General features: G+C 71.2%; 6 protein-coding genes. 3 read left to right on the top strand and 3 right to left on the bottom strand.

Annotated elements, in window-relative coordinates; genetic code table 11:
* Positions 1 to 81: 81 nt before the first annotated feature.
* Positions 82 to 843, top strand: coding sequence for a LamG domain-containing protein (locus N538_RS0102140; RefSeq protein ID WP_197025215.1), 762 nt, complete (start codon positions 82 to 84; stop codon positions 841 to 843).
* Positions 844 to 911: 68 nt separating this feature from the next.
* On the opposite strand, the gene N538_RS23475 is transcribed toward N538_RS0102140, so the two are convergent.
* Together N538_RS23475 and N538_RS0102130 are read right to left on the bottom strand one after the other, a co-directional pair.
* Complete coding sequence (locus tag N538_RS23475; RefSeq protein WP_051548630.1) at positions 912 to 1,778, bottom strand: alpha/beta fold hydrolase; 867 nt, start codon at positions 1,776 to 1,778, stop codon at positions 912 to 914.
* A 59-nt stretch (positions 1,779 to 1,837) separates the two neighbouring features.
* Entirely contained in the window at positions 1,838 to 2,821 is a 984-nt protein-coding gene (locus N538_RS0102130) for an aldo/keto reductase (RefSeq protein WP_028635914.1), read from the bottom strand.
* A 168-nt stretch (positions 2,822 to 2,989) separates the two neighbouring features.
* On the opposite strand from N538_RS0102130, the gene N538_RS0102125 reads away from it, so the two are divergent.
* A complete protein-coding gene (locus tag N538_RS0102125) occupies positions 2,990 to 3,910 on the top strand; it encodes a helix-turn-helix transcriptional regulator (RefSeq protein ID WP_028635913.1) in 921 nt (306 codons plus the stop codon).
* A 190-nt stretch (positions 3,911 to 4,100) separates the two neighbouring features.
* Positions 4,101 to 7,004 (top strand): helix-turn-helix transcriptional regulator, encoded by a 2,904-nt coding sequence (locus tag N538_RS0102120; RefSeq protein ID WP_028635912.1) that lies wholly within the window; start codon positions 4,101 to 4,103, stop codon positions 7,002 to 7,004.
* Between the two features lie 407 nt (positions 7,005 to 7,411).
* On the opposite strand, the gene N538_RS0102110 is transcribed toward N538_RS0102120, so the two are convergent.
* Positions 7,412 to 14,434 (bottom strand): ExeM/NucH family extracellular endonuclease, encoded by a 7,023-nt coding sequence (locus tag N538_RS0102110; RefSeq protein WP_028635911.1) that lies wholly within the window; start codon positions 14,432 to 14,434, stop codon positions 7,412 to 7,414.
* Positions 14,435 to 14,514 lie beyond the last annotated feature (80 nt).

The following is a 14,514-nucleotide window of genomic DNA, read 5'->3' as shown; positions in this document are numbered from 1 at the left end:
GGTGATGCCGGGACGTTCGTCCGACGGATACCGTCCACGGTACGTGGGACCTGCCGGTTCGACGTGTGGACAGGGGTGCTGATGCGACGACTCCACTCGCTGCTCGTGGTCACCGCGTTGATCGCGGCGGTGCCGATCGCCGGTGCGAGTCCCGCTGTCTCAGCAGCGGTCGCCGCGCCGGAGAACGGCCTCGTACTCCACTACTCGATGGAGACGCTGTCGCAGGGCACGATCACCGACACGTCCCCGAGCTCGCTGGACGGACAGGTCGTGGCGGGCTCGGGCACGGTGCGGCTGGTGACCGGCCTTGCGGGCTACGGACGGGCGCTGCAGCTCGCGGGCACCCAGCACCAGTTCGTCGACGTCCCTTCCTCGACGGTCCTGGATCTGGACACCTACACGTTGTCCGCGTGGGTGCGCTACACCGGGATCCCGAACGATCAGACGCTCGGGCGCTGGGAGGTCCTCGAGAAGGCCGGCGCGTACTGGATGAACGTCAGGACCAATGGCCTCGTGCGGGTCGGTGGCTTCTACGGCGGCTGCGCGAGCGCCAGCTGGACGTACTTCGACAGCACCCGCGCGCTTCCCGTCGATCGCTGGAAGCACGTGGCGACGACGTACGACGGCACGTGGTTGAGGATCTACATCGACGGCCGCGCCGCCGGGGCGAAGCGGGTCTCGGGCCGCACGTGCATCAGTGGTGAGCCGTTGGCGGTCGGCGCGAAGAACAACCCGACCAAGGGGTTGCTCGAGGCGTTCTGGGACGGGCGTCTGGACGAGGTCCGCGTCTACGACCGCGCGCTCGACGCCACCGAGATCGGCCAGCTCGCGTCGCGATCCTGACGACGCGCGATGGCCTCGGAGCTGGAGGTGCTGACGAGAGGTCGGCCCCGCCAGTCGGTGGTTCCAGGTCAGTTCTGGAGGGCCGCGAACAGGTAGTCGCCCGAGCCGAAGGTGATCTCTCCGTGATCGGCGTCGGGCTGAACGGCGAGGGTCGCGGTGGGGAGTTGTCCGGCGAGCCACTCGCCGTTGGTCGCTGGGACCATGGCGTCCGCGTCGCCGTAGCAGAGGAGGACGGGGGAGACCACGTCGGCGAGGTCGAAGTCCCAGGACCCGAGCCAGCTGAGGTTGTCGCGTACGAACCCGTCGTAGCGTTCCAGGCTGCGGCGGAAGTCGGCCACGAACTCAGCGCGTCGTTCGGGACGTGTGTCGAAGTAGTGCTCGCTGGGGGGTGCCATCTGGTCCAGCGCCTCCTCGAACCCACCATCGGGAAGCTGGCGCCAGGGGTCGAAGTCTCGCTGGGCCGCGGCAGTGACCAGGGCGACGGCGCCATCGACGTCGCCGGCGGCCAGCCGTTCGAGGGCCAGCACGTCGTCCGGTTCGAGGTGCTGCGGGGCGAGCAGGTGGACCGGGCCCGGGCCGGCGGCCACCAGGACGCGGTGCACCCGAGCCGGCAGCGCGGCGGCGGTGGCCAACGCGAACGGTCCACCGCCCGAGGTGCCGAGCACCGCGAACTCATCGACCCCCAGCCAGCCGGCAAGCTCGCCGACGTCGCGTGCCACCGACAGCAGTCCCGGCGGCGTCGTGGTCGACCGGCCGTATCCGGGCCGCGAGACCGCCACCAGCCGTACGCCCTTGCGGTGGGCGGCATCCGCCAGGAGTCTCACCGACCCAGCGGTGCCCGGCGTGCCGTGCAGGTGCACGACAAGCTGGCCGCCCGGATCGCCGACCTCGACGTACTCCAGGTCGCGGCCATCGGCCGTCCGGAACAGCTCCATGGCTCGACGCTACTCCCGGCAAGCGGCCACGCACCGGATCTCGGCGAACGACGGGTGCATCAGCGGTCGATGGTGGCCATGTTGGCTTCGTCGTGCCGCTCGCCCGCGGCGGGCTGGAGCGAGTCGAGTCGGTGGAGCTGGTCGGCGGTCAGCTGGATGCCCTCGGCTGAGGTGTTCTCCTCGACGCGTGCGATGCGCCGGGTGCCGGGGATGGGGGCGATGTCGTCGCCGCGGGTGAGTAGCCAGGCCAGTGCGGTCTGGGCGGGGGTGGCGCCGTTTTCGGCGCCGATCGCGGTGACCTCGTCGACGATGGCGAGGTTGCGGTGGAAGTTGTCGCCGGTGAAGCGCGGGTTCGTCCTGCGCCAGTCGTCGTCGCCGAAGTCGTCGACCGAGCGGATCTGCCCGGTGAGCAGGCCGTGGCCGAGCGGGGAGTACGGCACCAGGCCGATGCCGAGCTCGCGCAGCAGGGGAAGGATCTCGTCCTCCACGTCTCGCGTCCACAGGGAGTACTCGGTCTGGAGCGCGGCGACCGGGTGGACGGCGTGGGCACGGCGGATCGTGGCGGGAGCTGCCTCGGAGAGCCCGAAGTGCCGGACCTTGCCCTCGGCGATGAGCTCGGCGACGGCTCCCGCGGTCTCCTCGATGGGCGTGTCCGGGTCGACGCGGTGCTGGTAGTAGAGGTCGATGTAGTCGGTGTCGAGTCGTCGCAGTGATCCCTCGACTGCCGCCCGGATGTTCGCCGGACTGCTGTCGGTGCCGAACGAGTGCCCGTTTCCGTGATGCTGGACGAGGCCGAACTTGGTAGCGATCTGAACCTTGTCGCGGCGGCCCTTCACGGCGCGTCCGACGACTTCCTCGCTGTGGAAGGGCCCGTAGACCTCGGCGGTGTCGATGTGGGTGACGCCGAGATCGAGTGCCCGGTGGATGGCGCGGACCGACTCGGTGTCGTCCAGCGGTCCGCCGGTCGTGTAGGTGCCGGCCATCGTCATGGCCCCCAGGCCGATGCGGGACGCCACGAGGTCGCCGAGGCGTGCGTTCTTCATCAGACTGCTTCCTTGGATGGTGGATGGATGGTGGATCTTGGGGCGGCGGTCTGGGCGAGCTGCTGCCCGTGACCACAGAAGCAGCACGCGACAGCCTGCGGGAGTCCCTGGCGTGGGGGCCACCAGCAGTGACTCCCACGCCGGGTCCGGCGTTCGTACAGTGGTTGCATGACCGCCTCGGAGCCGAACCCCCGCGACGCCGTCCGGGCCGAGATCCGGGAGTTCCTCAGCACCCGCCGGGCGCGGATCACCCCGGAGCAGGCTGGGCTCCCGTCGTACGGCGGAGAGCGTCGTCGGGTGCCAGGGCTACGCCGAGAGGAGGCCGCGCTCCTGGTCGGGGTCTCGCCCCAGTACTACATCCGCCTGGAGCGTGGCGACGCCGCCGGAGTCTCCGACGGCGTCATCGACGGGATCGCCCACGCGCTCCGCCTCGACGACGCCGAGCGAGCACACCTGCTCGACCTGCTTCGCACCGCGGGCGCACCCGCAGGGACCAGGAAGCAGCGGCGCCCGTCCCCGGACCGGGTGCGACCGACGGTCCAGCGCCTCCTCGACGCGATGCCCACTGTGCCGGCCGTCGTGCTCAACGGACGCCTCGACGTGCTCGCCCACAATTCGCTCGGGCGCGCACTCTTCACACCGTTCTACGACTCCGACGCGCCGGTGAACAACGCCCGTCTCGTCTTCCTCGACCCGCGCGCGACCTTGATCTTCCGCGACTGGGAGACCGTCGCCAACGACACCGTCGCCCTGCTCCGTGCCGAAGCAGGCCGCGACCCCTACGGCCGTCAGCTCTCCGACCTCGTCGGTGAGCTGTCCACGCGCAGCGAGGACTTCCGGCACCGGTGGGCCGCCCACGACGTCCGCATCCACAACACCGGCGTCAAGAAGCTGCGCCACCCGGTCGTCGGCGACCTCGACCTGCCCTTCGAGTCACTGCCCCTCGAGGCCGGCGCCAGCACCAATCTGGTCACCTACCTGCCCGAGCCGGGCACCCCGTCCCACGACGCGCTCGCCCTGCTGGCCAGCTGGGCCGCCAGCGAGATCCACACGACCCTCGACGACAGAACTCAGCAACTGCGACCCTGAGTGCGCCAGCGGCGCGCGGCGAGGCCAGACGACGGTTGCACTCAAGACATGCCGCGGTCATTCGTTCGCGCCGGATTGGTCACCCCACTAGGCGGCGGAAGGACCCACCTGACCGGGCACGTTGCAGTGACTCGCCCAGGACGCGCGCAGCGGTGTGGTGGGATCAGTCTGCCGGTGCCAGCATGGACGGATGGCGGGGCTGCGTTCCGTTCCGATGGTGGGCCGCGACGCGCCACTCGCGGACCTGCTGAGGTTGGCGGCTGACGCGGCGGCCGGCAGACCCCGGGTTGCGGTGGTGCTCGGCGAGGCCGGGATCGGGAAGACCCGCCTCCTGGACGAAGTGTCGGCCAGGCTCCAGCGAAACCGCGCGCAAGTCGGCTGGGGCAGCTGCTCGGTCGGCGCCGCCGGCACCTTGCCGCTTGCCCCTATCCGCGAAGTACTCGAAGACCTCCACCGGATCCTGGGGCCGCGAATGGGGCGCCTCGCCGGAGCCAGCGGACAGCTCGCCATCGGCGCCCTTGTGCCCAGGTTCGCCGTCGCAGGGGATGCCAGCAACCCCGACGCACCGGTCCCGTCACAAGCCCAGCTCTTCGACGTCGTCGCCCGGCTCCTGCGAGACGCCGGCCGCGCCCGGTTGCTGGTGATCGTCGTCGAGGACGTGCACTGGGCCGACGAGACCAGCCGCGACCTCCTCGACTTCCTGGCCCGCTCGCTGCGCGATGAACGCATCCTGCTCCTCCTCAGTGCCCGCACCGACGACCCGGCCTTCACCAACTGCCAACCCCTCGTCGCCGAGCTGACCAGCCTCCGCCACGGGCTACGCCTCGAGCTCCTCCGCCTCTCGGCCGAGGAGATCGCGACCCAGGTGGCCGCGCTACGCCAGGGCGCCCGCCCATCGGAGACCGAGCTGGCACGGATGACCGAGATCACCGGTGGCATCCCCCTCCTGGTCGAGGAGGTCGTCGACGCCGACCTCGCCGACGTCGGCGGACTCGCGGACCGGCTCCTCGGCCATCGACTCGCCCGACTCTCGCCTGACGGCCGCGCTGTCGTCGACGCGGCAGCGGTCGCCGCATTCGCGGCGTCAGCTGACGAGCTCGCCTCAGCCGTCCCAGAGGTCCAAGATTTCGATGCGGCGTTCGCCGCGACGGTCTCCGCCGGCGTCCTGGTCCGCCGGGGCGACATCGTCAGGTTCCGACATGAGCTGCTCCGCGAGGCGGCCCTGGCACGGATCCTTCCGCAGGCCGAGAGGGCGCTGCACCGGCGGTGGAGTGGTGTGCTCGGGGACAACCCCGCCGGCCTGGGTCCGCTCATTGCCGCCGCGCGGCACCGGAAGGGGGCCGGCGACGCCGCCGGAACGCTGGTGGCCTACGTGCGCGCGGCCGACGCTGCCCAGCGACTCTCGGCGTACGCGGAACAGAAGCAGCTGCTCGTGCAGGCCACCGAGATCTGGCCCGCTGTCCAGGACGCGGAGGCGCTGACCGGCACCAACCTTGTCGACGTGTACGGCGACGCGGGGTGGGCGACGTACCTGACGTTGGGGCCGGTTGAGGAAGCTCAGCGGCTCATCGACGTCTCCGCCAGGGCGATGCCAGCGGACGCCTCACCGCACCGCAAGGCCATGCATCGGCTGCTCTGGCACCGGACCCGCGCCTCCAGCCCCGAACGCCTCTCGCCCGACGAGCTGCTCGCATGCGTCGCCGACGTCTCGATGGACCCGCCGAGCGAGGACGCGATGCTGGCGTGCCTGGAGGCAACCGACGCGCACCGCAGGCTCGGACAGATGGAGCTGGCCGCGTCGGCCGCGCAGCAGGCGGTCGCGGTCGCCGACGCCCTGGGTCGCCCCGAGCTCCTCGCTCGGGCCCTCGCCGGCGCCGCGCACAGCGACGCCCGCTTGGGTGAGACCGCGGCCGCCGCGAGAGAGGCGCAGCAGGCGGTGGCGGCCGGCGAGCTCGCTGATGACCTCTTCGTCCACGCGGAGGTACTCCAGTGCCTGGTGGACGTTCAGAAGCTGTGCGGGGAAGACTCGCTCGACATCATCCACCGGCTTCTGACAATCCTCGGCGGTGACCGTCCCGGCCCGCTGTCGGGGTGGTGGGGGATCGCCCACCTGAACCATGCGGACACTCTGATCGAGCTCGGCCGGTGGGACGAAGCCCAGGCGGCCCTGGCACTGGTGCTCGGCGAGGACCTGCCGGAGTGGGTGCTCGGGGAAGCGAGGCGGCTCGCGGACCACCTCTCGGTATGGCGCGACGGCCACCTGAACCGGGCAGACGGTGAGCCGCCACGACCCACAGGGGAATCGCTCGTCGACCCGGACCTCAACGACCTGCTCGCCGTATGTCTCACCGACGCCGACATCGAGGCCCGCCTGGGCCACCTTGCCTCCGCCCGCGTGCACCTGGCCGCGGTGCTCGGAGACGACCGGCTCGCCACCTATCCCGGGTTCGTTCACCTGCTGCTGTGGGTGGCCGCCCGGGTCGAGGCAGAGCTCGCCGCCTCAGGGACGGACCCCGCCACCTCCGACGGGGACTGGGTGATCCAACGCATCCAGCACCTCCTGTCCCTCGTGCCGCCTCGGAACCGTCAGGACCACGCCTACGCGGCGCACGCGCTCGCGGACCTCGAACGACGCGGCCGTGTCGACACCCCCGAGCTGTGGGCGGGCGTCGTCGACGCCTGGCGCAAGGTCAACCGCCCGTTCCCGCTGGCAACCGCTCTGGTCCGGACCGGCGCAGCGTTCGCAGCTGCTGGTCGGACGGACGAAGCAGGTGTTCTGCTCCGCGAGGCGCACGACATCGCCGAGCAGCTCGGCGCTCGACCGCTCTCCGAGGAGGCGGCGACCGTGGCTCGCGCGGCCCACCTCCGGATGCACGCCAGCGCGTCCCACTCGGGCACGGGTCTGGGGCTGACCCCGCGGGAGCTCGACGTGCTCCGACTGGTGGCCGAAGGCGCATCGAATCCGGTGATCGCGACCACGCTGGTGATCTCCCCGAAGACCGCGTCGGTGCACGTCTCGAACATCCTCGCCAAGCTCGGCGTCGCCAACCGTGGAGAGGCCGCGGCCATCGCCCACCGAGCCGGCTTGGTGTGAGCGCCACCGAGCCTGAGTGTCTCGAATAGGGCGATCGCCCTATGTCGCAGTGCCCCGCTCAGCGTCAGTCTGCGGGTACCAAGAACTCTGCCGAGCTGAGGAGGACGCCATGTGGGCATGGGTGTTGGGACTGATCGTCACGGGGGTCGTCGGCTGGGGCGCCTATCGCAGCATCCGACCCAGTCGCCGGAAGGCGTGGCTCTCACCCGACACGATCCGGACACGGGTCGAGGGAGGCATGGTCACCGGACGGGACTGGCAGTCCGGACCGCACTGAGGCCGTGGCGCTGAGGCGTCGATGTTGGCTGGGTGGGGCGTGTCTTGGTGGGCGGAGGGCGCACGCCCACCAGAACGCCACCGGCCCGCCGTCTCGAGGACGACGGGCCGGTGGCGTAACCGACCGCCGGTCAGCCCTTCTTCAGCACCACGAAGCTGATCTCCTTCGAGACCTTCTGGTTGTCCGCGCTGCCCAGGTAGGTCACCTCGAGGGTCACCTTGCCGTTCTTGGTGAAGACCGGCAGCTTGATCCTCACGGAGCCGCCCGAGAGCGTCGCCAGGATCGTGCCGCCCGGGGCACCGGTGACCTTGACGTCGCCCGTGACCACCTGGCCGGGCGCGGCCACGGCCACGTCCAGGACCACCCGGGTCTCCTTCTGCACGACCGTGTCGGGGCTGCGGTCCACGGTCAGCTTCGGCGTCGCCCGGGTGACGGTGACCGACCCACTGGCCTGTGAGCCGGTGGTCGAGTCGTCCCCGGTGTAGCGGGCGGTGACGTCGTGCGTGCGGACCGTGTCGAACGGGCCGATCTGCGCGGTCGCGGTGCCGTCGGTACCCACCGGGACGGTCGCCACGACCAGGCCGTCGGCGGCGAACTCCACCGAGCCACCGGGTACGCCGGCCGGCGAGCTCACCTGGGCGGTCACGGTGACCTTGCCCTGGTGGACCGTGACCGAGGCCGGGTCGACGGTGACCGTGGTCGTGGACGAGGTCTTGATCACCTCGACCGTGACCGGACCCGTGGACGCGTTGTTCTTCGCGTCGCCGCTGTACCGGAGCGTCAGCACGTGGCTGCCGGCCGCGAGCGACTTCGCCGGGACGACCACGTCGGCGGTGCCGTCAGTGGCCACGCCTGCGCTACCGAGGACACTGTCGCCCTCGGACAGCGTCACCGTGCCGGTGGTCGCCTTGGTCGAGGTCACCGTCACGTGGACGCTGCCGGCGTTGCCCCAGGTGATCGGGTCGGCCTGGCCGGACACCGTGGTGTCGACCGGGGTCGAGCCGCCCCCTCCGGGCGCGGTCACCGCGATGGCGACGGTGGTGCTGCCGGCCTCGGTGTTGGCGTCACCGGAGTAGGTGAGCGTGACCGTCTTGGTGCCGCTCGTGGCGAACGGGCCCACGGTGCAGGTAGTCGCGCCGGACGCCAGGACGACGTCGGCCGGTGTGCCGTCGTCGCACGTGATCGTGCCGGTCGGCGTGGCTCCCGCGGACGACACGGTGACCGACACGTCCGAGGTGCCGGTGCCCTGCGTGACCGTGGTCGGGTTGGCCAGAGCGCTGACCGTCGGCGCGACCCGGGCAACCGAGACGGTCTCGGTCGTCCGGCCGGACGCCGTGTGGCCGTCGCCGCTGTAGTCGACCGTGACGGTCCGGTCGCCGGCCGTGGTCCACGGCCCGACCTCGCAGCTGGCCTCGCCGCCGCTGAGCGTGGCGTCGACGTCGGTCATGCCGGGCGCCGAGCAGGTGACGGTGCCGGTCGGGGTGGACCCCGTCGCCGAGACCTGCACCTGGACGGTCGAGGTCTCGCCGGGGGCGACGGTGGCGGGGGAGGCCGCCGCGTCGACGGTGGGCGTGGCCTTCGACACCGTGACGTCCACCGGGGAGGTCGACGGCGCGTAGGTCGCGTCGCCGCCGTACGCCAGGCTCAGCGTGTGGTCGCCGGGCTCGAGAGACCCGGCCGCCAGGGTGTAGGTCGCCTCACCGCCGGCCAGCGTGGCCGTCCCGAGGACCGTCGAGCCGTCCTTGACGGTGACCGTCCCGGTCGCCGCGGCCGGGGCCACGGTGATCGCGAGGTCCCCGGACTCGCCGTACGTGACGGCGGCGTCGTCGGCGGAGACCGTGGTCGCCGTGCGGTTGTCGCGCGTCGGGATCGAGATCGGGAACGCCGTACCGGTCCGGTCGCCCTCGAGGAGGAACGTCGTGGTCGGGCCGGTGACGCCGGCGGGGACCGTGAACGTCACGTGGGCGGTGCCGGCCTCGTCGTCCGGCAGGCTGCGCAGCGTGTTGTCGACGGCCGCCGCCGGGCCGACCGGGTCGCTGCCGTCGTAGACCCGGACGGCGGTGTCCTGGGTGTCGGACTGCACCTGGTCGCCGGTCATCGCCAGCGACGCCACGTCGAGGGTGACCGTGTCGCCGGTGCCGTAGCCGCCGCCGGGGGTGGCGCTGGTGACCTGGACGTCGACCGCGTGCTGGCCGAAGTCGGGGCTCACGGTCGGGTGCGCCGCGAGGTAGTCGACCGTCGCCTGCAGGTCGGAGAACCCGGTGTCCTGCTGGTGCGTGCCGGCGATCAGCCCGCGGAAGTTGTCACCGCCCTCGAACAGGAAGTTCGTCGCGGAGACCCGGTACGTCGTGGCCGCGTCGAGCGGGTCGCCGTCCAGCCACATCCCGGTGATCCGGTCGCCCTCGGGGCGGGTCGGGTCGTAGGAGAACTGGAAGCCCTTCGAGGTGCCGAGCCTCAGGAACGGGCGCGACGGCACGTTGCCGTCGGGGTCGCGCTGCCACTGCTGCTCCAGCACCGTCTTGATCTGCGCGCCGGTCAGGTCGGCGGTCATCAGCGTGTTGGCGAACGGCTGCACGTCGGCCGCCTGCCGGTAGGTGATGTCCGAGGGGTAGCTGCCCGAGCCCATCAGGTCGGCCCGCAGCCCGCCCGGGTTCATGAACCCGATCTCCGCGCCGGTCTTCCAGCGCTGGATCTCCGCGACCAGGTTGCCCAGGGTCGACTCGCCACCGCGGTTCTCGACCACCGTGCTGGTGGCCGGGTCCTGGCGACGCGCCCGCTGGAACGGGCCGTCCTCCGAGCCGAGGCTGACCTGGCCCTGGACGTTCGCGTTGTCGACGGCGTCGGCGACGATGTCCTGGGTGGCGCTGTCCGGGTCGTAGTCCTTCATCGCCAGGACGTGCTGGCGGACGTCGAGCAGGTTGTCGGTGCCCGGCTCGAAGTCGAACTCGAGCTGGTTGAGGTACGAGCCGTACTGGCCGGCCGACACCACAGGACGCTCGGTGACCGCACGATCCTCGGTGGCCCACGCCTCCACGGGAAGCTTGTGGTTGTACTTCAGGTGCGTGTGGCCGGACACGATCGCGTCGACGTTCTCGTTCGCGCCGTTGACGATCTGCGCGAACTTGGAGCCATCGGTCAGCGAGGAGAGCGCCGGCGTCGCGGCACCCTCGTGGACCAGCTCGATGACGAGGTCACAGCCGTCGTCGGAGCCGCAGCCCCCGGGGCCCTTGAGCCGGTCGGCGGCCGCGTTGACCTCGGCGACGATCGGGGTGACGTCGACCTCCTCGAGCGCGGACGGCGCCACCAGGGACGGCAGGTCCTCGGTGACCGCGCCGATGAACCCGACCGTGTGGCCGTCGTCCAGCGTCTTCCACCAGGTCGCGCCGTCGGAGTGGTCGTAGCCGTGGTCCGCGCGGTCGGACTTCAGCGCGTAGCTGCCGTCCGACTTCAGCCGCACGTTGGCCGCGAGGTAGGGCCAGTTCGCGCCGCCGTACTTGTTGTCGGTGGCGTCGTAGGGCTTCATGACCCGGTCGATCAGGTCGCGGTAGCCCTTGTCGAACTCGTGGTTGCCCGCTGACGAGACGTCCAGGCCGGCCTCGTTCATCGCGTCGATGGTCGGCTTGTCCTTGGCGATGAAGGACTCGAACGTCGAGCCGCCGATGAGGTCGCCGGCCATCGCGAAGAGCGTGTTCGGGTTGTCGGCACGCAGCCCCTTGACCGCGCCGGCCATCGCGGCGGCACCGGCAGCGGCGCTCGCCGGGTCGTCGAGGATCCGGCCGTGGAAGTCGTTCGAGGCGAGCACCTGGACGGTGTCGACGTCCTCGAGCGGCGGGTTCACCGGAGCGTCGACGCCGATGATCTCCGGGTTGTGGTCCGAAGCGCGGAACGGGACGGTGCCGTCGTAGAACTGGGTGAGGTCGTAGTTGTACCGGCTGTACTCGTAGTAGACCGGCTCGTTGGCGTTGATCGGCCAGACGGTCTGACCGGACACCATGCCGACGGCGGCGTCGTTCGCGAAGACGTGGTCCAGCGACCCGGCCAGGCCGGCGAAGGAGTACGACGCCTCGCCGTTCTGCGGCTCGAGGTTGTGCCAGCCGGCGGCCTCGAGGGTCTGCACCGGGTCCTCGTGGCTGTAGGCGTTGTAGTCGCCGGTCATGAAGACCGCCGGGATGCCCTTGTCCTGGGAGACGGAGTCGGCGAACGCGGCGAGGGCCCTGGCCTGCCGCACCCGGTCGCCGTTGTAGTAGCCGGCGCCCTTGCCGGCGTCGTCGTTGTCGGTGCCGACGACGGTCGTCGGGTCCTGCGGAGCACTCTTGGACTTGAGGTGGTTGACGATGACGACGAAGCCGTCGTCGCGGTTGCCGCCGACCCGCTTGAAGGCCTGGGCCAGCGGCTCACGGGCGTTGCGGAACGGTGCGGAGTTCACCAGGATCTCCGAGCGGCCGACCGTCTCGATCTTGCGGGGGTTGTAGATGAAGGCCGAGCGGATGGCGTCCTGCTCAGCGATCGTCGGCTGGGCCTCCGGCCGCGGGCTGGGCACGAACGCCCAGCGCGGGTTGGCCACCGTGTCCTCGCCGCCGTGTCCGGCGCTCCAGGCCTGGTTCAGCACGTCGACCAGGTGGGCGACCGCGATGTCGCGGTCGGCAGCGGTCGGCGTGACGCCGCCGTAGCCGAGCTTGATCGGGTTCTCGACCTCCTCCAGGCTCATCACGTCCGCGTCCATCGTGTTGATGGCGAGGATCTCCTTGGCCTGCTGGCGCTCGAAGTCGGCGTTGGGGTCGCTCAGGTCCGCGCAGTTGCACTTCTGCGCCGCACCGCGGGGGCCGAGGCCGCCGTCCACGACCGGGCTCGCCGGGGGGACGACGCCGCGGGTGTCGGTCCACGAGCAGGTGTTGGCGGTGACGCGGTTGCCGGGAGCCGTGCTCCCGCTGCGCTCCGTGTAGTACGTGCAGTGCCGGTCGTGTCCGGCCGCGTCGTCGGGCAGGCTCGCCCAGCTCTGCGCGTCGTGCACGAAGTAGTTGAGCATGTTGAACGTGGCGATCTTGACGTTGCCGGTGGTGCCGAGGACGTCGTCGGGGGCGGCCGGCCGGTCCTGCTCGATCGAGACCTTGCCCTCACCGGTGTCGCCGGCGGTCACCGGGTGGATCGGCTGGAGGTTCCACGCGCTGTTGCGGTAGTCGAGGACGACGGGCTCGGGGAACGTGACGGCGGCGCCGACCCGGACGGTGTGGTCCTTGGTCATCCACGGGAAGGCCGCGCTCGTCGAGGCCGTGCCCGACTGGGCGTCGGACAGCGTGATCGCGTGGGCCTCGTTGAACGCCTCGTTGGCGTTGAACGCGGCCAGGTCGTCGCGGGGGTTGACCAGGTCGACGCTGAGGTAGAGCGGCTTGGTCGAGTTCGCGGCCAGGCCGATCTCACCGAAGTTGCTCGAGCCCGAGTCGGCCCACGGGCTGCCGTCGTACCCGTCGGTGACCGTGAACGGGTCGGTCGGCTGGTAGAGCTCGCCCTCGTGCTTCTCGCGCTCGGCGGCCAGGGCCGCGCCGGTGAGGCAGTCGGCGGCCGCGGCGGTGCAGTCGGTGCCGGGCAGGCGCGTGCCGGGGACGACCGCGGGCAGCGCGGAGGCGAGCGTGGTGACGTCGCCGGCCGTGCTGGGTGTCAGCTCGGTCATCCCGGAGAACTCCGAGACCCGGCCGGTGACCGAGACGGAGGTGCCGACCGCGGGCGAGGTCTTGCTGCCCATGAAGACGAAGATCGCATCGGACGCGTCGGGCGTGGTCTCGGGCCCACCGGTCTGCAGGTAGAAGCCCTTGAAGTCCGTGGCGCCGGTGCCGTACGACGCGGTGACGAGGCCCTGCGTCTCGACGATGGCGTTGGGCATCGGCGTGGTGGCGCCGGTGCCCTGGATCTCTGCGATGGTCAGCTCGGGGATCGCCGGTGCGCCGTTCGGCGTCGGGTCGAGGACGTTGAGGTCGGCGCTGTTGTCGTCGGTGTCGGTGCCGCCGGCCAGGCGGGTGATCGCCTTGGCCGGGGTCACGGTGCTGCTGTCGGCCGCTGCCGTCTCGAAGGTGTTGCCGCTGCCCCAGCCCACGAGGTCGGCGCGGAACTGGTCCGCCGTCACCGCGCCCGTGCCCGGGTCGTAGTCGCTGGTCCTCTTGGCCACGAAGAGGGTGCCGCCGGCGCTGTCGAGGTTCGGCCCGGTGCTGCTGAGGTCGTACTGGACGTCCGCGACGGGCGCGCCCGCGGCGCCGTCGGTGCCGAGCTGGACGACGTCGTAGGTGTTGGCCGCCATGCTGCCGGTCAGGTCGACGAGCTTCGTGGCGGTGCCGGTGGCGCCCGGGGCGCGGTACTGCAGGCTGAGCCCGGTCATGGTGAGCGTCGAACCGCTGGTGTTCTGGATCTCGACGTAGTCGTGGTCGTACGCCGCGCCGGTCCTGCCGCCCTCGGTGTAGATCTCGGTGATCTTGAGCGCGGTCGGGGCGATGCAGTCGCAGACCTGCGGCGTACCGGTCGCCGCGGTGGAGAAGTCGGTGCCGTTGTTGTCGGTGTCGGTCGCGCCGTTGCCCGCGCGGTTCAGGACCGGCTTCGGGGGAGTGCCCGACGTGGTCGGGGCCGGGGCCTTGCTGGTCTCGTAGAGCGTGGCGGTCGTTCCGTACCCGACGAGATCGATCACCGCGGCCGGGAAGGTCGAGGGATCGGTCGCGGCCGGCAGGGACAGCAGGGTCTGGGAGTTGGCCAGCACGACGACACCAGCAGTGCCGGACAGGTTCATGCCCGTGTTGGCTGCGTCCGGAGTGATGGTCGCCGCGGTGGTGGGCGTGGTGGAGGCGCCGCCGACCAGGAAATGCCCGCCCGCCGGCAGCAGGATCGACGGCAGGTCGACCTTGCTGCTCGCCGCGGTGCCCGTCGCCGACCGGTACTGGACCGACTTGCCGGCCAGCGAGATCGCCGACGCCGTCGGGTTGTAGACCTCGACGTAGTCCTGGTTGTACGCCGCGGCCGCGGCGTTCGCGCCGAAGACCTCGCTGATGACCAGGCCGGTGCTGCCGGCCGCCTGCGCCGGTGCGGCCAGCAGGGCCAGCGGCGAGAGGACGACGGCCAGCACCAGGGCGAGCAGCCCGAGGCGGCGGAGCGGCGTGGAGGGGGCAGTGGACACGCGGGTGGCCTTTCGCGGGGCGGCTGCGGGCATGCCGGAGCAACCGAGATGGAGAGCGTGCTGCGGAGAGATCGATCCCG

Origin of the sequence: Nocardioides sp. URHA0032 (assembly GCF_000620645.1) — a bacterium.
In the GTDB taxonomy this organism is placed as follows: Bacteria; Actinomycetota; Actinomycetes; order Propionibacteriales; family Nocardioidaceae; genus Nocardioides.
Note: the sequence above shows the minus strand (reverse complement) of the source record. Positions and strands in the feature narration are given on the sequence as shown.